General features: G+C 67.2%; 11 protein-coding genes. 5 read left to right on the top strand and 6 right to left on the bottom strand.

Annotated elements, in window-relative coordinates; genetic code table 11:
• Positions 1–62: 62 nt before the first annotated feature.
• From RH91_RS15065 to RH91_RS15040, 6 genes are all read right to left on the bottom strand, one after another.
• Positions 63–1,406 (bottom strand): sensor histidine kinase, encoded by a 1,344-nt coding sequence (locus tag RH91_RS15065; protein WP_010163737.1) that lies wholly within the window; start codon positions 1,404–1,406, stop codon positions 63–65.
• Complete coding sequence (locus RH91_RS15060) at positions 1,387–2,067, bottom strand: response regulator transcription factor (RefSeq protein WP_010163736.1); 681 nt, start codon at positions 2,065–2,067, stop codon at positions 1,387–1,389. The genes RH91_RS15065 and RH91_RS15060 overlap by 20 nt, the downstream gene beginning before the upstream one ends.
• Before the next feature lie 94 nt (positions 2,068–2,161).
• A complete protein-coding gene (locus RH91_RS15055) occupies positions 2,162–3,058 on the bottom strand; it encodes an ROK family protein (RefSeq protein WP_029623918.1) in 897 nt (298 codons plus the stop codon).
• Positions 3,059–3,173: 115 nt separating this feature from the next.
• Positions 3,174–4,436 (bottom strand): ROK family transcriptional regulator, encoded by a 1,263-nt coding sequence (locus RH91_RS15050; protein ID WP_010163732.1) that lies wholly within the window; start codon positions 4,434–4,436, stop codon positions 3,174–3,176.
• A gap of 79 nt (positions 4,437–4,515) precedes the next feature.
• Complete coding sequence (locus RH91_RS15045) at positions 4,516–6,042, bottom strand: tryptophan halogenase family protein (protein WP_232283526.1); 1,527 nt, start codon at positions 6,040–6,042, stop codon at positions 4,516–4,518.
• A 111-nt stretch (positions 6,043–6,153) separates the two neighbouring features.
• Positions 6,154–9,324 (bottom strand): TonB-dependent receptor, encoded by a 3,171-nt coding sequence (locus RH91_RS15040; RefSeq protein ID WP_029623915.1) that lies wholly within the window; start codon positions 9,322–9,324, stop codon positions 6,154–6,156.
• A gap of 452 nt (positions 9,325–9,776) precedes the next feature.
• On the opposite strand from RH91_RS15040, the gene RH91_RS15035 reads away from it, so the two are divergent.
• The 5 genes from RH91_RS15035 (at position 9,777) to RH91_RS15015 (ending at position 19,401) form a co-directional block, all read left to right on the top strand.
• Positions 9,777–12,332: a glycoside hydrolase family 3 protein gene (locus RH91_RS15035; protein ID WP_010163728.1), complete on the top strand. Its 2,556-nt coding sequence runs from the start codon at positions 9,777–9,779 to the stop codon at positions 12,330–12,332.
• Positions 12,333–12,438: 106 nt separating this feature from the next.
• On the top strand, positions 12,439–15,849 hold the full coding sequence (locus RH91_RS15030) for a glycoside hydrolase family 2 (RefSeq protein WP_010163727.1): 3,411 nt from the start codon (positions 12,439–12,441) through the stop codon (positions 15,847–15,849).
• The gene (locus RH91_RS15025) at positions 15,846–17,168 is read left to right on the top strand and encodes a sugar porter family MFS transporter (RefSeq protein ID WP_010163726.1); all 1,323 of its coding nucleotides are present in this window, start codon (positions 15,846–15,848) and stop codon (positions 17,166–17,168) included. Before RH91_RS15030 ends, RH91_RS15025 begins: the two co-directional genes overlap by 4 nt.
• The gene (locus RH91_RS15020) at positions 17,168–17,920 is read left to right on the top strand and encodes a GDSL-type esterase/lipase family protein (protein WP_010163725.1); all 753 of its coding nucleotides are present in this window, start codon (positions 17,168–17,170) and stop codon (positions 17,918–17,920) included. The genes RH91_RS15025 and RH91_RS15020 overlap by 1 nt, the downstream gene beginning before the upstream one ends.
• Complete coding sequence (locus tag RH91_RS15015; RefSeq protein ID WP_010163724.1) at positions 17,917–19,401, top strand: carboxylesterase/lipase family protein; 1,485 nt, start codon at positions 17,917–17,919, stop codon at positions 19,399–19,401. Before RH91_RS15020 ends, RH91_RS15015 begins: the two co-directional genes overlap by 4 nt.
• Positions 19,402–19,441 lie beyond the last annotated feature (40 nt).

Below are 19,441 nucleotides of genomic sequence, written 5' to 3'. Positions count from 1 at the left end.
CGTGGCCGTTCCATGGCCCGCCCGTGTCGAACACTTAAATTCGAGTTAATCTGCGCGCCGGATCACAGCGCCGCCAGCGTTGCGACACAGCCGGGCGCGCAGTCGCCGATCCGCAGCTCCAGCCGGTGGACCCGCGCGATTGCGGCGACAAGCGGCAGCCCGAGGCCGTTGCCGGGCTGGCTCCGGCTGGTCTCGACACGGTGGAAACGACCAAGCACCTTGTCGCGTTCTTCCGCCGGTATCCCGGGGCCATCGTCCGCGACAGTCAGGATCGGTCCGGCTTCCAGGCTGATGACGATCTGCCCGCCCTCGGGCGTATATTTGATCGAATTGTCGACCAGATTGCCGACCGCTTCGAACAACAGATCGGCATCGCCCTCGAACACGACATCGTCGGGGACCCGGCGCGTGATGCTGATCCCGCGTTCCAGCGCCGCCACTTCGTGGAAGTCGGCGGCGTCCGCCACCACTCGGGACAGGTCGAGCATGCGAAACCCCTGGCGCCTTGCGCCCTCGTCCATCTCGGCGATGCGCAGCAGCGCGTCGAACATGCCGATCATCCCGGTCACTTCCTCGACCGCGTCGCCGATCACGACCGCCATCGCCGGTGCGCTCGCCGCGCCATCGTCGGCCTGCCGCAGGTTCGCGAGCAACCGGGTCAGCGGCGTGCGCATGTCGTGCGCGATATTGTCGCCCGCGGCCTTCACCTCGAGCATCAACCGCTGGACCTCGTCCAGCATCCGGTTGACCTCCAGGGTGAGATCGTCGAGCTCGTCGCGGCGGGGTGACGGCGTCAGCCGGGCGTCGAGCCGCCCCGCCATGATCGCGTGCAGCCCCTGCGTCAGTCGACGGACGCGCGATTCCTGCGCCAGCGCCAGAAGCACCGAACCCGACAGCCCAAGCACCAGCAAGCCCAGTCCGCCCCAGATGATGGTAAGGACGAGGTCGGTCGCGAACGCCCGCGATTCTCGCAGATCCTGCGCCACGAGGAAACGATCGCCATTGGCGAGCGGCACGATCATCGCGCGCAAATCCACTTCCCCGCGCGACGTGACATTCGCCATTTCGAACGCCTGCCCCTCGGGTTGGTCCAATGGAAGTGCGGCCGGTGCGCCGGACAGCCGCCGCCCGGCGGAATCGAACAGGCCGAACGGGCGCAGGTGATGCACGTCCGCGCGATTGTGCCGAACCACCCGTTCGATCACGTCGGCGCGCGGCAGGGTGGCGGGCAGCTTGACGGTTTCGCGCGCCAGCCATTCATCGGTCTGCGCGTTGAAATGCGCGATCGCGCGATCGTGGACGAACGCGAACAGGCTGATCGACGCCGCCCCGTACAGCAGCAGGAAGATCGTCGCGAAGCGTGCGCTCGAACTGCGCCGCCAGCGCTTAATCGCAGCGAAGGACATAGCCCGTTCCTCGTACCGTCTCGATCAGCGGTGGGCGGTCGGGGCGCTCGATCTTGCGGCGCAACCGGGTGACGTGCACGTCGATGACATTGGTCCGCTGGTCGTAGCGATACCCCCAGACATCCTCGAAGATCATCGCTCGCGTGACCGAGCGCCCCTGGTGGCGCAGCAGATATTCGAGCAACAGCAGTTCGCGTGGCTGCAGGTCGACCCGTACGCCGTCGATCCAGGCTTCGCGTGCGATCAGATCGATGCCCACGCGACCGTGCTCGAGCCGGATCGTCGATGCCTCGGCCACCCGGCGCCGGATCAGCGCATTGACCCGGGCGGCAAGCTCGAGCGGTTCGAACGGCTTGGCGAGATAATCGTCGCCGCCAGCGCGAAGTCCGCGAATGCGTTCCTCGACCGCGGCGAGTGCGCTGAGGATCAGCACCGGCGTGCTGACCCCGCTGCGGCGGATCAGGTCGAGCGCGCCGATGCCGTCGATCCCGCCGGGCAACATGCGGTCGAGCACGATCGCGTCGAAAGCCCGTTCCGTGGCACGCAACACGGCGTTGGTTCCGGTTTGCACCGCCACCACCGACAGGCCTTCGTCGGCCAGGATCGAACAGATCGCGTCGGCCGACTTGGGATCGTCCTCTACCACCAGGACAGTCGCCATGTGTCTTACCCTAGAGCGGAAAACCACATGTCTCGGCGCGAAATGTGAAACCGTCGTGACAGGGGTACCCGGCGGTTCGGCGCGGTCCCGGCCGTCACCGCGCCCACAGGCGGGCGGCGCCGCGCACGCCCGAGGCATCCCCCCATTTGGCGGGGACGATCCGCCCCTCCCATGCGCCGCCAAAAGTGTGGCTGCGGATGATGTCGGGCAAGCCCGGATAGATTTCCGGGACGTTCGACATGCCCCCCGCCATCACGAACACGTCGGGATCGACGATGTTGACGACCATCGCCATCGCGCGCCCGAGCCGGCTGACATAAGCATCGAGCGCCGCCACCGCGACCGCATCGCCGTCCCGCGCCCGGGTGACGATCGCAGGGCCATCGAGCGTTTCGCCGCTGCGCAGTGCGTGGTCCTTGCGCAGTCCCGTTCCCGAGATCAACATGTCGAGGCAGCCCGAATGGCCGCACCAGCACGCCGGTCCGGGGAATTCCGCCGCGGTCATCCACGGCAGCGGGACATGCCCCCATTCCCCGCCGATCCCGTGCGCACCCTCGACGATCTGGCCGTCGATCACCAGACCGCCGCCGACGCCGGTCCCGATGATGACCGCGAAAGCGACCCTTGCCCCCGCGGCCGCCCCGTCGACGGCTTCGGACAAGGCCATGCAATTGGCGTCGTTGGCGATGCGCAGTTCGCGCCCGATCGCCTGCTCGAGATCGTGACGGAAATTGCGGCCGTTGAGGTAAGTCGAATTGGCGTTGCGCATCAGCCCCGAGCGCGGGCTGATCGACCCCGGCGTGCCGATCCCGATCGTCCCCGAGGCGCCGACGTCCCGCTCCACCGCCGCGATCAGGTCGCGGACGTCCCGGATCGCCGCATCGTAGTTGCCGGGATTGGGAATTCGCGTCCGCGCGAGATACTGTCCGGCGGCATCCAGCGCCGCAGCCTCGATCTTGGTCCCGCCGAAATCGACGCCGATCTGTATCACCACCAAAATGCCTTCCAAGGTCGACGGAGCGCCCGCCAAGAGCGTCCGCGCTGTTCGGCGACGCTACGGCTACCCTGCCCCGTCAATAATTAAAGTCAATTTCTATAATCGTCGCTCAGCTTTTGATGAGGATCGAATCCGATGGCAAGATCCGATCGAGGAACGGCAGGATCGCCGCGCCGACGGCGGGCGCATCGCGCGAAAGCGTCGCGCGCGCCATCGGCGCGAGCGCGGGGAGATTGGGGGCCATCGCGCGCAATTTGCGGTTGCTCGTTTCGGCGAGCCGATCGAGGATCTCGTCGGGCAGCCGCCCCCCAATCAGGACGACCGCGGGGTTGATCAGGCAATTGACCGCGGTCAGCGGGGGGACCAGCGCATCGGTCGCATCGTCGATCCAGCCATCGATGTACGGCCTTGCGGCATCCGGGAACGCGATCGTCGGATCGACCCCGTCGAGCGACACCCCCGCGCGTTCGATCCGTGCGGACAGGGCGGAGAGCGACACGACGTCCTGCAACACCTGCCCACCGGGGTCATTGCGATGCAACGGGAGGAACCCGATCTCGCCGCTGCGCGCATTCGCGCCCCGGTAATAAGCGCCATCGACGACCAGCCCGCCACCGAGCCCGGCGCTGACGAGGATGTAGAAGAAGCTCTCATGATCGAGGCCGCCGCCGAATTGCGCTTCGCCGATGGCGGCGGCGGCGGCGTCATTGTCGACGTGGATCGATAAGGGCACGATCCCGCCAAGCAGCGTCGGCAGATCGACCTCGCTCCACATTTCGTAATTGGCGGGGCGATGCGGCAGCGCGACCCGGCCGAGATCGTCGGGCACCGCGACCCCCATGCCGAGGATCCGATCCTCCCGCAGCGCTCCGCTACGCTGGATCTCGCCGAGCCCTTCGCGAACAATCGCGACGACGTCGTCGGGCATCGCGAAGGCAATCTGCCGCGTGAGCCGCGAGCGGACGGTGCCGGCAAGATCCAGCGAGACCAGCGTCACGTGGTCGCGGTCGACATTAAGTCCGATCGCGAAACACCCGTCCGGGTTGATCCGCAGCCGCGTCGCAGGCTGGCCGCGCCCGCCCATGCGGCGACCCGATTCCACCACCAGGTCGCTCTCGAACAAACGCGCAGTGATGTTGGCGATGGTCGGCGCGGTCAGCCCGGTCATCGTCGCGATTTCGGTGCGGGTGATGTCCGGGTTCTTGCGGATCACCTGAAGGACGACCCGCTGATTGTAATCCCCCGCGCGCACGAGATTGGTCCCCGACAGGCTGGTGCCAAGCCGGGCGGCACGATCGCTCGCGGTCACGCCGGCGCCGGCGGGGCCAAAGTCCGAAAGATCCAAGATACCACCCGCTCCCTGCACCATCATCTCCCCCACGCCCCGATGCCGCCCCCGGGCAGCATCGGGCACCGCATCGCCCTCGCGCCGCCGGCCGGTCCGGCTACCGTCACCCTACACCATAAGTCCGCAGGAACGCATCATGCGGCTCCGCCAGCGCGACCGCCTTGCCGATCGACTCGCGCATCCGCGCCAGCGCGGATTGCAGATCCGGGACCGAGAAATAATCGGCCGCCCGGTCGTGCGACCGCGCCGCGATGTCGAAGCCCGCATACATCGACAACCAGCTCGGATCGTGAAACGATTCCCATTCGTACCGGACCAGGCTGCCGTTCGCGCGGAACAGCCGCAGCTTGTGCGCGAGCGCGTCGGGCAAGGCGGTATCGCGGCATTGATCCCACATCGGCTCGCCGCGCCGGTCGTTCGCCCAATAATGGAGCAAAAGGAAATCGCGGATCCGTTCGTATTCGAGCGTGGTCGAACGGTTGTATTCGCTTGCCAGCGCCGGATCGAAAGCGCGGTCGGGAAACAGCGCGAGCAATTTTTCGATCCCGGTCTGGATCAGCGTGATGCTGGTCGATTCCAGCGGTTCCATGAACCCCGCCGCGAGCCCGAGCCCGATGCAATTGCCCCGCCAGAAATCGCGCCGGTGCCCGGTGCGGAAACGGATCAGGTTTGGCTCCGCCAGCGGCGCGCCCTCAAGCCGCGATCGGAGCATGTCGATCGCCGCGTCGTCGGACAGATGGCGGCTCGCATAGACCAGCCCGTTGCCGACGCGGTGCTGGAGCGGGATCCGCCACTGCCACCCCTGCGCAAACGCGGTGCTGCGCGTGAACGGGGTGAGCGGCCCAGCCCGCTCGCACGGGATGGCCACCGCGCGGTCGCACGGCAGCAGGTTGCTCCAGTCCTCATAGCCGCTCCCGAGCGCCGCACCGAGCAGCAGCGAGCGGAACCCGGTGCAATCGATGAACAGATCGCCGTCGATCGCCTTGCCGCACGCGGTATCGACCCCGTCGACCAACCCGGTCTCGCCATTGATCCGCACGTTGGTGATCGTCGCGTCGACCCGGCGAACCCCGCCCGCCACCGCACGGGCCGCGAGAAACCGGGCGAACAGCCCGGCATCGAAATGCACCGCCCAGTCGAAGAACAACAGGTCATGGACCGGCCGGTCGGTCGGCAGCATGAACAGATTGCGCTTCGCCATGACGGTCGCGAGGCAGTAATCGGCGAGTTCGACCGGATCGCCCGCACTGCGCAGTTTCTGCCAATAGTGGTGAAACGCGACGCCGCGCGACCGCATCCCGTACAGCCCGAACGGGTGAAAGAAGCTGTGCCCCGGGCGCTTCCAGTCGACGAATTCGATCCCGAGCTTCGCCGTGCCCTTGGTCGCCGCCATCACCTCGCGTTCGGTCACGCCGAGCTCGCGGAAGAAGTCGCGGATGCCGGGAACGGTCGCTTCGCCGACGCCGACGGTGCCGATCGTGCTGGATTCGATCACCGTGATCTGCACCGGCTGCTTATCGAGCCTGCGCGCGAGCATCGCCGCGGCCATCCAGCCGGCGGTTCCGCCGCCCGCGATGACGATCGAGCGGATCGCCCGTTCGCCGTGGAGCCGCTCCGTCTGTCCGGTCATCCGATCTTCCCCAAGCGCGGTGCGCGCCACCGCGTTGCCCAAAGGTTCGGCGTCCGCCCGCCCCAAAAGGAGCGGACGGACGCCGGGACGGTCAGACCGCCCCCGGGCGCATCAGAACTTGACGCGCACGCCACCGGTGAAGCGGCGCTCGTAGATGTTGTTGTAGGCCTTCTGGTCGGGGAAGGTGAGGTAGTATTTCTCATATTCGCCACCGAGGTTCGAGCCCTGCGCATAGAAGGTGATGTGCGAATTGACGTCGTAGCTGAGCGACGCATCGATGTAGTTGGTCGGCGACTGATACAGCTCCAGACCCTTGATGCCGCTGAAGTCCGACTGCACCGCGCGCTTCGAACGATAGTTCCAGGCAACGCGCGCCTGGAAATGCCCGTCCTGGTAGAAGCCCGCGAGGTTGGTCTGGATCTTCGAATTGTCCTGGAACGGGATCGACGCGCCCGCCAGATCGGTCTGGCCCGAGTCCGACGGCGAATAGGTGATGTTCGCGTCGATGCCGAAGTTGGTCAGCAGCCGCGGCATGAAGCCGAGATCGCTGAACGACTGTTTCCAGCCAGCTTCGACGCCCTTGAGCGTCCCGCCCTGGCCCTGCACGGGCGTGGTGATGAACACCGTGCGCCCACGCACGACACCGTCATTGTCGGGCAGATCGCTGCGCGTGACCGTCCCCGACTGGATGAAGCTGGCGACGTCGATGTAGAAGGCGCCGAAGCTCAGCAGGCTGCTCCGCCCGATGTAATATTCGAGCGACCCTTCGACGTTGGTGGCGCGCCACGGGTCGAGCTGCGGGTTGCCGTTCGAGCTGCCGCCGGTCACGCGGAAGACGGGCGAGCCCGCGTTGGTCGTGTCGATCGCGTAGTTCGGGTTGAGCCCCCCGCCCCACTGGTTGAGATCGAGCAGCGTCATCGTCTGGCTGAACGCGACGCGCAGCTTCAGATTGCGCTGCAGGTCGAACGCAAGGTTGAAGGCGGGCAGGTAATCGGTGAAGTTGCGCTTCGTCTCGACGATGCCGTTGCTGAGGTTGGCCAGACCGTAGGGCTGTGGCGACCCGGTGACGAACTGGATGATGTCGAGCTTGGTGTTGATGATCTTGACGCCGGCATTGCCCGACACGGGGATGCCGAAGACATCGCCCTTCACGTTCATCTGCACATAGCCCGAGATCTGCTTCACGCCGACGTTGAACGAGGCGCCGGGATTCTGCACCTCGACATTGCCCGGGTAGAAGCTGTTCTGGAACGCGAGTGCATTGTCCATCGCACCCGGGTTGAGCACGTAGATCCCCGGAAGGCCGGCACCCGGAAGGTTGTACTGCTTGACCTGATTGTTGAAGATCGCGTTGCTTGCGTTGCGGACCTGCCCCGCGGTGTAAGCACCTCCGACCGGCCCGGCGGAGCAGCTCGGGTCGCTCAGCGGAACGTCGAACGCCTTCCACTTGACCAGGCAGCCGCCAGCGCGCGACGCCTGCCCCGCGTAGAGGGGCGCGGCGCGATCGAACTCGAAGTCGTTGACCGACCGCTCGCTGTACCGCCCACCCGCGCTGAAGCTGACCGCATCATTGGCCTCATACGACACGTCGCCACGGATCAGCTTGAGGTCGCCGTTGCGGCGGTAATTGCCTTCCGACGAGGTCGTCTTCATCGAATAGTTGTTGATGTTGCCGAGCAGCGTGGTCAGCTGCGACGGCAGCGTGAACACCGGCTGGCTGCCGGAGAAGTTGACCTGCGCGGGGAGCGATGCCGTCCCTGCAATGGTGTTGACGACATAGCCGCCCGGGTTGAACGCGACGTTCCCGGTCGGATAGCGCCCGATCCCGCCCGGCTGCCACTGCGCGCCATTGCTGACGCTGAACTGCAGGTAGCTCTGGTCGTAATCCGAATAGGCCTTGCCGTAGATCCCGCGCAGGCTGGCCTTGAAGCCGCTGCCATTGTCGTATTTCAGCTCGGCATTATAGTTCTGCGACTGCGACTTGTAGTGATCGTTCTGCGAGTAGGAATCGAAGTTTCCGAGCGCATAATCATACACTTGCGTCGAATAGAGATCGTATGCGCGCGAGATGCCGTTGCTGGTCTGGGTGATCTGCGCGCCAGTGTTGCGCGACCCCGTCGGCAGGGCTTCGCCCGCCTGCCAGTTGACGTTCTGCATCTGGATGCCGGCGGTGCGATCGTGCTCGTTCTGCTGGGTGAAGAACGCGTCCGCGACGAGCGTCAGCTGATCGCTGATTTCCCACTGCGCCGAGGCGTTGAGGCCGATGCGCTCGCGCTGGTTGATCTTGTTCCACGCGGTGAACGCCTGCGGGGTCAGGAAGATGTCGTTCGCGGTGCCGTTGCCGTTCACGTCGCGACCGCTGCCGACGACCGTGCCGCGCGGACGGCCGGCGGGCGAGAAGCCGTTCGACGTGTCGACGTCGCCGGTCGGATTGGCGGCGGTGTTGAACTGCTCGTTGTGCAGCCCGACGCCATAGCCTTCCTGGATCCCGTTGTGCGAGTTCGACAGGTGCAGGTTCGAATAGGCCCCGGACACGAGCACGCCGAACCGCTCGCCATGATAGGCGACGAGCCCGTTGAAGCTCTTGTCGAGCTCCTTCGCCTTGTCGCCATACGACCCTTCGGCCGCGGCAGCGACGGTGAAGCCGCGCTTGAGGTCCATCGGGCGGCGGGTGCGGAGGTTGACCGTACCGGTAATGCCCGCGTTGAGCAGGTCGGCGGTGCTCGACTTGATGACGTCCGCGCCTGCGAACAGCTGCGAGGGGATGTCGTTGAAGTTCGGCTGGATCGTCGTGATCGACTGCGCGCCGAGATATGCTTCGCCGTTGAGCAGCGTCGTCACCTGCGGCAGGCCGCGGATGTTGATCGCCGCGCCCTCGCCCGCGTCGCGGCGGATCTGGACGCCCGGAATGCGCTGGAGCGAATCCGAGATCGTGACGTCGGGGAGCTTGCCGATGTCCTCGGCCGAGATCGAGTCGGTGACCGACCCGGCCGAGCGCTTGAGGTTGACCGCGCGCTGCTGTGCGCCGCGGATACCGGTGACGACGATGTCGGCGGGTGGCGTATTGTCGTCGGCGGGCGCCGCGACTGCGACGGGATCGCTCGCCGTACCGGCCTGATCGGCCGCTGCGGCCGAGGGCGATGCCGCCTGCGCGGTCGGCGCGTTCGCGAGAACGCCCTGCGTGGTTCCACTCTGCTGCGCGTACGCCGCGGTGCCGGTCAGCAATGCCGACCCGGAAACGGCGATCAGCAAGGACGCCTTATGCCCAAATTTCAAAATCATTCCCAATCCTCTCCAACCCTGATTCGGCGGACCGCGGCTTGGCGGCGATCCACGGGTATGGAGAAAACTGCGGCACAGGCCGTGCCTGCTCCCCCTCCCCTGACCGCGTTCGCGACTTACCGTCGTCTCCGAGACCCGAACAATTCCACCATGTGTCGATGTGCGTCAACGATTAAATAATGCAATTTGTGGTTTTATAAAATCGCGTGGGATTTGGGTGACACGTCCCGGGTCTGCGGTCGGATCGTTCTGCGCTGAGGCCGGATTGGCGGAAAGCGGTTGTGCCGCCGGGAAAATCCTAGTTTCGCGGCACGTGTTGGTGCTCGTCGCTACACAAGGGTGTCGAACGGCTCGTTCCACCGCATTCGCCAATTGATTTTCGTTATGTCGTGCCGCAACGGTGGACATAACGCAGAAGAGCGGTCGTGTTCGACCAGCCTGGGGAGAGTTTGATGGCTGCCGGTTTGTCTTCGATCAAGGTCGCATTGCTGGTTCAGGCGGCAGTCGCGCCGCTTGCTGCCGTTCCCGCGACGTCGCCAGCACCCGTGGCGCCAGCGCCGCTATCCGCGGTCGCGCATCCGGAAATCTGGCCAACCGCCAATGCCCGGCCGTTGCGGGATGCCAGGGTCGAGGCGCGGATCGATGCGATTCTCCGGCGGATGACGCTCGAGGACAAGGTCGGCCAGCTGATCCAGGTCGACATCGCAAGCATCACGCCCGCGGACCTGCGCACCTACAAGCTCGGATCGATCCTCAACGGGGGGAATGCCGGGCCGAACGGCGACGATCTCGCCCCGCCGGTCGAGTGGCTCAAGCTGGCGGACGCCTTCTACGACGCCTCGGTCGCGCGCACCGATGGTCGCCCGGTCATCCCGGTGATCTGGGGCACCGACGCGGTGCATGGCAACAACAACATCCCCGGCGCGACGCTTTTCCCGCACAATATCGGGCTCGGCGCGGCGCATGATCGCGACCTGATGCGCGAGATCGGCCACGTCACCGCGATCGAGACCGCCGCCGCCGGGATCGACTGGACGTTCGCCCCCACGCTCGCGGTGGTGCGCGACGATCGCTGGGGGCGGACGTATGAAAGCTATTCCGAAGAACCGACGATTCCCGCCGATTACGCCGGTGCGGTGATCGAGGGCGTGCAGGGCAAGGTCGGCACCCGAGATTTCCTCGCGCCCGACCACGTGATTGCGACGACGAAGCACTTCCTCGGCGACGGCGGCACCGGCGGTCGCGACCAGGGCGATGCGCGCATCCCCGAGACGGTCCTGCGCGACATCCACCTCGGTGGCTATCCCGCCGCGATCGAGGCGGGGACGCAATCGGTGATGGCGAGCTTCTCGAGCTGGAACGGCGCGAAGATGCACGGCAACAAAAGCCTGCTGACGGGGGTGCTGAAGGACCGGCTCCACTTCGACGGCTTCGTCGTCGGGGACTGGAACGGTCACGGCCAGGTCGACGGCTGCTCTAACGAAAGCTGCGCTGCCGCGATCAACGCCGGGCTCGACATGTTCATGTATTCGGGAAGCGCGTGGAAGACGCTGTACGCGAACACGCTCAAACAGGCGCAGTCGGGTGAAATTCCCGCAGCACGGCTCGACGATGCCGTGCGCCGCATCCTTCGCGTCAAGATCCGCGCGGGCACGTTCGACCGTGGACGCCCCTCGTCGCGGGCGCTCGCGGGCAAGATGGCGCTGATCGGGGCGGCCGAGCATCGCGCGATCGCCCGGCGTGCGGTGCGCGAGTCGCTCGTGCTGCTCAAGAATGCGGGCGGCGTGCTGCCGCTCAAGCCGTCTGCCAACATCCTCGTTGCCGGCGGCGGCGCGGACAATATCCCGCAGCAGGCCGGGGGCTGGTCGCTGACGTGGCAGGGCGGCGGGACGACCAACGCCAATTTCCCCAATGCGCAATCGATCTGGTCGGGGATCGACGCCGCGGTCAAGGCCGCGGGCGGGACCGCCACCTTGTCGGTCGACGGCAGCTTCGCGAGCAAGCCCGACGCCGCGATCGTCGTGTTCGGCGAGCAACCCTATGCCGAGTTCAAGGGGGACCGCCCGACGCTCGATGACAGCCCCGACGACAAGTCCGACCTCGCACTGCTGCGCAAGCTGAAGGCGGCGGGCGTGCCCGTGGTCGCGGTATTCCTGTCGGGCCGCCCGCTGTGGGTGAATGCCGAACTCAATGCCTCGGACGCGTTCGTCGCGGCATTCCTGCCGGGCAGCGAGGGCGGTGGCATTGCCGATGTGCTGTTCCGCAAGAAGGACGGCCGCATCGGCAGCGATTTCCGCGGCAAGCTCAGCTTTTCCTGGCCCAAACGCCCCGATCAATATGTCCTCAATCGCTCGGACCCCGGCTACGACCCGCTGTTCGCGCTCGGCTACGGCCTGAGCTACGCACGGCCTGGCACCGTCGCGACTCTCGACGAAAAGCGCCCGGCGGGGCTTGCCTCGGCTTTCAGCGGCACGGTGTTCGGCAAGGGGCGCGTTCCAGAGGGCTGGTCGCTGGCGCTGGTCGAGCCCGGCCAGTCGAAGGTCCGGCTGCTTGGCGTGACGGCGACGACCGCCACCAGGCGGCTGACCGCCTCCGCGGTCGACCGGCGGCGGCAGGAGGATGCGCGCGCCTTCGTGTGGACGGGCGGCCCGGCCGAGGCGCGGATCGAGACTGACCGTCCGATCGACCTGACGCGCGAGAGCAATGGCGAACTGAGCCTCGTCGTCGACGTCCGCGTCGACCGCGCCTCCAGCGCCACCGCCCGGCTCGGGATGGTCAGCAACGACGGCAAGGCCGTCACCGTCCCGATCGGCGCGATGCTTGCGGCGGCGAAGCCGGGTGCGTGGCAGCAGGTAATCGTCCCGCTGCAATGTTTCGCGGCTCGCGGAGTCGACATGGCGCATGTCAGCGCGCCCTTCGTGCTCGCCACCGACGGTGCTCTGGCCCTGTCGCTCTCGGACGTGAAGATCGATTCCGCCCCGGTGCCGATGACGCAATGCGGTGGCTGAGGTCACGCTCACCTGTTGCAATTAAACAAAATTGATTTGGCATTCCGCCGCCTCTGTGCTTTTGGTCCATCAAGCCGACGGGATCGGCACTGTTGGGAGGCGATCGATGGGCAAGACACACGCAGGCGCGATACTCGTTGCGTTGCTGGCAACCGCAGCAACCGCACGCGCGCAAACCTACGGGCCGATCAGCGCCGACCTGCCCGCAGGTGGCGACGCCGTCACCAGCCGGATCGGTGGCACCGACGCCACGACGATCGTTGCGCCAACCTGGACGCTGTCCGCATGGGTCGCGCCCACCGCGCTTCCCGCCGGGCGCGCGTTGGTCGGTGGCTTCGGCGATCCCGCGACAGGGCCACGCCGCTTCCTGGCGCTCGACGCCGGACGCCCTAGTCTCGTCACCGAGGGCGGAACGCTCGCCGCGCCGGCGCGACTGACGCCCGTCGGGTGGCATCACCTCGCGGCCAGCTTCGACGGGACCACCGCGCGATTGTTCGTCGACGGCAAGCCGGTCGCACACCGCAAGATGACGGCCGCGCCCGTGTCTCCGGTTGCAACCCTCGCGCCCCGCTCGGGTGATCCGGTCTTCGCCGGTCACGTGGCGGACTTCAGGTTGGTCGCCGGCGCAAGCGATGCGCAGACGCTGAAGGCCGCGGCGATGCGTCGGCCCGACCCGGCGCTGATCGCCTTCCAGCAGGGCAGCCCGAGCTGGCCGGTGCAGGTCCGCCAGATGTATGGCCAGACCGCGCCGCAGGATGCCGCGACGCTTCCGAAATCGAAGGTGCCGTTCGACGCTCCGGTCGCAAAGCCCGAGCCGACGACTGCGGCGATTGTCGCGACCGGCCCCGGGCAATGGGACGTCAACGGCTGGCGCCTCGCAGAAGCGCCGAAGGTCAGCGCGCCGGGCGCGACGCTCAGCCGTGCCGGGTTCGACACGCGCGGCTGGTATGCTGCGACCGTCCCTGGCACCGTGCTGACGACGCTGGTCGATCGCGGCGTCTATCCCGATCCCGCGCACGGTCTCAACAACCTCGCCATTCCCGAGCGGCTGGCGCGGCAGGACTATTGGTATCGCACCGAATTCAACGTCCCCACCGACGCCGCAGGCAAGCGTCAGCAACTGACCTTCAACGGCGTCAACTATGCCGCCGAGGTGTGGCTCAATGGCCAGGTGATCGGCACGATGAAGGGCGCGTTCATCCGCGGCCAGTTCGACGTGACGGGCAAGCTGCTCCCCGGTCGCAACGCGATCGCGGTGAAGGTTTCGCCCGCCCCGCATCCCGGCATCGCGCAGGAGGAATCGCTGACCGCAGGTGTCGGCGAGAATGGCGGGATGATGATGCTCGACGGCCCGACCTTCGGCGCGGCCGAGGGCTGGGACTGGATCCCGACCATCCGCGACCGCAACACCGGGCTGTGGCGCGGCGTGACGCTGGCTGCGACCGGCGTCGCGACGCTGGGGGATCCACACGTCGTCACGACACTGCCGCGCGCGGACAACAGCGTTGCCGATGTCGAGATCACCGTGCCCGTCTCGAACGCGTCGGCGCAGCCGGTCACGACCGTCGTGCGCGCTGCGTTCGACGATGTCACGGTCGAGAAATCGGTGACGCTCGCACCCGGAGAAAGCAGCGACGTCGTGTTGCGTCCGTCCGAGTTCAGGCAACTGTCGGTCCGCAACCCCAAGCTGTGGTGGCCCAACGGCTATGGCGCCCCCGCGCTGCACGACCTGACGCTGACGAGCACCGTCGCGGGCCAGCCGAGCGACACGCGGCGGCTGCGCTTCGGGATGCGGCAGGTCACCTACGACATGTCGCTGATGGACCAGAAGGGCACGCTCGAACGAGTCGGGATCGACCTGAGCAAGGCCCGCGCGCTCGGCCAGCAGATCGTCGATGGCAGCCACACCGGGATCCACAAGGTCAAGGACGGCTGGGCCGCCTCGCTGGTCCCGGGCGCGGAAACCTCGCCCGCGGTGCGCCAGATCACGGATGAGGACGGGCTGACGCCGTATCTCGTGATCCGCGTCAACGGCGTGCGGATCGCGGCGCGTGGTGGCAACATCGGCATGGACGACTTCATGAAACGAGTCGACCGCGCGCGGCTGGAGCCGTTCTTCCGGCTCCACCAGGACGCCCATATGAACATCATCCGCAACTGGGTCGGGCAGAATACCGAGGATACGTTCTATGATCTGGCCGACGAATACGGTTTGATGATCCTCAACGATTTCTGGGAATCGACGCAGGATTACAACATCGAGGCGCAGGACCCCGCGCTGTTCCTCAAGAACGCGACCGACGTGGTGAAGCGCTACCGCAACCACCCCTCGATCGTCGTGTGGTTCGGTCGCAACGAGGGCGTGCCGCAGCCGATCCTCAACGAAGGGCTGCAGGCGCTGATCCACCAGGAGGACGGCACGCGGATCTACATGGGGTCGTCCAACCGCGTGAACCTGCAGAACAGCGGGCCGTACAACTGGCGCCCGCCGGTCGAATATTTCACCGAGCATGCCAAGGGCTTTTCGGTCGAGAGCGGCACGCCGTCGCTGCCGACGCTGGAAGCGTGGAAGCGCGCGATCCCGGCGGCGGACCGCTGGCCGATCAGCGATACCTGGGCGTATCACGACTGGCATCAGACCGGGAACGGCGCGGTGACGAGCTACATGAATGCACTCGCCACGCGTTTCGGCCCCGGCACCAGCCTCGAGGACTTCGAGCGCAAGGCGCAGATGATGCAGTACGAATCCTACCGCGCGATCTTCGAGGGGATGAACACCGGGCTGTGGACGCAGAACAGCGGGCGGATGCTGTGGATGACCCAGCCCGCCTGGCCGTCCTCGGCGTGGCAGATGTTCTCTTCCGACTATGACACGCAGGCGTCCTTCTACGGCGTCAAGAAGGCGTCGGAGCCGGTCCACGTCCAGATGAACCTGCCCGATTACAAGGTCGTGCTGGTCAACAACCGGGTCGGCGACCTGCGCGGTGTGACCGTGGCGGCGAAGGTCGTCAGCCTCGACAACCGCGTGCTCGCCGAGAAGCGCACCACGCTGACCGCGACCGGCGAAACCGCCAACGCGGCGTTCACGCTCGACCTCGCGCCGATCCTGGCGAAGGGGGTCGCGCTGGTCCGGCTGGAAGCGCGCGACGCTGGCGGCAAGGTCCTGTCGACCAACCTCTATTGGCAGGCCGCCAACGACGCGCAGTTCCAGGCGCTCAACACGCTTGCTCCGGTGACGCTCCAGTCCACCGCGAGCAGCCGGGTCGACGGTGCCGAAACCGTCGCGACGGTGACGCTGACCAACCCAAGCCAGACCCCGGCGATCGAGACCAAGCTGACGGTGCTGAATGCGGACGGCAGCCAGGTCCTGCCCGCCTATTTCACCGACAATTACGTGTCGTTGCTGCCGGGTGAAACCCGCTCCGTCGAGATCCGTTACCCGACCGGCAAGGCCGCGACCCCGAGCGTCACGCTGCGCGGCTGGAACGTCGCCGCGTCGAGCACGGCGCTGCGGTGAGCGGGCGCGGGGTCCTCGCGGCGAGTATCGGCACCGCCGCGCTCGCCGGGCTGTTGTTCGGGTTCGACACCGCGGTCATCGCAGGTGTCACCGGCGATCTTACGCGGACCTACCGGCTTACCCCGGAAACGCTGGGGGTCACCGTCTCCGCTGCGCTGTGGGGAACGCTGGTCGGGGCGCTGTTCACCGGCAAGCCGGGGGATCGCTACGGCAGCCGCCGCGTGCTCGCGTTGCTCGGCATCCTCTATGTCATCGCAGGCATCGGCTGCGCGCTTGTCACCGACTGGAGCGCGTTCCTTGCCTTCCGGTTTGCCTGCGGGCTCGCGATCGGGGGATCCTCGGTCCTCGCCCCCGTCTATATCGCCGAGATTGCGCCCCCTGCCCGGCGCGGAATGCTGGTCGGGCTGTTCCAGCTCGCGATCGTCACGGGAATCCTGGTGGCCTATCTCAGCAACGCGGTCGTCGGGTCGTTGGTCGGCGAGGCGGCATGGCGCTGGAAGCTCGGCGTCACCGCGGCGCCAGCGATCCTGTTCCTGGTCCTGCTCGCGCGTATTCCGGACAGCCCGCGCTGGCTGATCCTGTCGGGACGCCTCGACGATGCGCGCGCCGCGATGGCGCGGATCGGCCTGACCGCGGCGGAGGCGTCCGCCGAGATCACCTCGGTCGAGATAGCGCTTCGGCAGGACGAACCCGGCGAGGCCTTGTCATGGCGCAAGCATCGCAAACCGATCCTGCTCGCGGTCGCGACCGCGATGTTCAACCAGCTCGCCGGGATCAATGCGGTCCTCTATTATCTCAACGACATCTTCGCCAAGGCCGGAAGCCTGTCGCCCGATCGCCAGGCGATCCTGATCGGTGCCGCCAACCTGCTGTTCACGCTGGTTGGCATGGCGCTGATCGACCGGGTCGGGCGGCGGACGTTGCTCGCCGCCGGCGCGGCGGGGATGACGGTGTGCCTGTCGGTCGCCGCGCTGGTGTTGTTCGGGCGGATCGGCAATGCCGCGCTGCTTCCCGCGCTGGTCGGCTTCATCGCCTTTTTCGCGACCAGCCAGGGCGCGGTCATCTGGGTCTATCTGTCGGAAATCTTCCCGAGCGCGGTGCGTGCGCGCGGCAGTGGCCTTGGCGCGAGCACGCACTGGTTGATGAATGCCGCGATCGCCGGGGTGTTTCCGGTGCTCGTCGCCTGGTCGGCAGGCGCGCCGTTCGTGATCTTTGCGGTTGCGATGGCGGTGCAATGCGTCGTCGTGCTGCTGTTCTTCCCCGAAACCAAGGGCGTCGCGCTCGATGCGATGCACGCCCGGATGATGGAGTCCCGCTGATGCGCCGTGCGATGCTACTGCTGTCCGCCTTGTTGCCAATGGCCAGCGCGAGCCAGGCGCAGACCCCGGCGGCCGACAAGCCCACCCCGGCGCAGGACGCCGAGCAACGACTGCATCAGGACTGGGCGTGGCTCGGCCGCTACCAGCAGGCGAATGCCGCGATTCCGCCGTCCGACACCCGCAAGCGTGTCGTTTTCATCGGCGATTCCATCACGCAGGGGTGGTTCGACAAGGTTCCCGGGTTCTTCGGCCCCGACCGGATCGATCGCGGGATCGGCGGACAGACCACGCCGCAGATGGTGCTGCGCTTCCGGCAAGACGTGATCGACCTGCACCCTGCCGTGGTGCAGATCATGGGCGGGACCAACGACATCGCCAGCAACACGGGGCCAATGACGCTGGAGCAGACACAGGCCAACATCATGATGATGTGCGACCTCGCGCGCGCGAACGGGATCCGCGTGATCCTCGCGTCGATCCCGCCCGCCGCCAACTTTCCATGGCGTCCCGGACTGGAAGTGTCGTCCAAGATCGCGCGGATGAACCTCTGGCTGAAGGGCTATGCCGCGCGGATCGGCGCGACCTATGCCGATTACTGGACCGCGCTCCACGACGGTCCGGCGCAGCGCGAGGCATTCACCGTCGACGGCGTCCACCCGAATGAACGCGGCTATGCCGCAATGGCCCCCGTCGCCGAAGTGGCGATTCGCGATGCGCTGGCGCGCCCTGCCCCCGCCGGCCTGCCCCGGTGAGCGTTCTGCTGGCGCTCGCGCTGGCGGCCGCCGGACCGATCGTCACGACCGATGACGGTCCGGTCCGTGGTGCAGCGATCGCGGGCGGTGGGGCGGTGTTCCGGGGTATCCGCTATGGTGCCCCGCCGACGGGGGCGTTGCGCTGGCGGGCACCGGTCCGGCCGCGTCGCTGGACCACGCCCATAGCGGCGGTCGCGGACCATGCGGCCTGTCCGCAATCCGACTATGGCACGTGGAACCGCGCCGCCGCGCGGGGGGGATCGGAAGATTGCCTGTTTGTCGACGTCCGCACCCCGCGCCTGACGCCCGCCGCCAGGCTGCCGGTGCTGGTCTGGATTCACGGTGGCGGCAATCGCGGCGGGGCCGGCGGTGGCACCGTCGAGAGCCGGATCACCGAGCGCGGGATCGTGCTGGTCAGCATCCAATATCGGCTGGGGGCGCTCGGGTTCCTCAGCCACGCCGCGCTGAGCGCCGAGGACGGTGGGCATTCGGGCAATTACGCGCTGATGGACCAGCAACTCGCCCTTCGCTGGGTGCAACGGAACATCGCGCGGTTCGGGGGAGATCCGCGGCGGGTGACGATCGCGGGTGAATCCGCCGGCGCGCAGGACGTCGCGCTGCAACAGCTGTCCCCGCTGGCGCACGGGCTGTTCCACGCGGCGATCCAGGAAAGCGGGACGGCCGGGTTCGGCGTGCCGCCGCGCAGTCTGGCGCAGAATGAGGCGGTGGGCGCGCTTTTCGCTCCGGCGGCCGGTCTCGCCCCCGACGCCACCGCCGCGCAGCTCCGTGCGCTTCCGGTCGATCGCGTCCTCGCGGCGCAGGAGGCGATCGTGGCGCCTGGGCTCGAGGACAACAGCTTCATCTGGCTGCAGGCCGTGGTCGATGGACGCGTGCTACCCGATACGCCCGCGCATCTGCTCGCGCGCGGACGCGTCAACCCCGTCCCGCTGATCATCGGGACCAACGCGCGCGAGTTGCCGCTGCACGGTGACCTGTCCGCCGCCCCCGGGATCGTGACGCGGGCCTTCGGCAGCCACGCCGGCGCGGCGCTGGCCTATTACGGGTTGGGTCCGGGACGGATGCCCGTGTCAGACCCCCGGCTCGGCAGCACCACCGACCAGATCGCCACGGACCTGACCTTCCGCTGCCCGACACGCGTCACCGCCGCGGCCGTGGCCGGGCACGGCGGATCGGTCTGGCAATATGCCTATGATTATACGGCACCGGACGCAGCACCCGTAACGCACGGAAGCGAGCTGCGCAGCGTGTTCGGCACCCCCGCGACCGGGCTCGAGCGTGGCGCGCCGCCGCTGCAATCCTATTGGGTGCAGTTCGTCCGGACCGGTAATCCGAACGCAACCGGCTCGGCACTCTGGCCCGAGGTCTCGGCCGCCAGCCCGCACGCGCTTGCATTCACCAATGCGGGGCCGATCGTGCGCGATGCAACCCGTTTGCCCTGCCTCTGGCGCGATGCACCTTGAGCTTGCTCGCCTGAACGGTTCGACGTCGCGGGTGGAGGCA

Source organism: Sphingomonas sp. PAMC 26617, from assembly GCF_000242835.1.
In the GTDB taxonomy this organism is placed as follows: Bacteria; Pseudomonadota; Alphaproteobacteria; order Sphingomonadales; family Sphingomonadaceae; genus Sphingomonas.
This window is presented reverse-complemented; position numbering and strand designations above follow the sequence as displayed.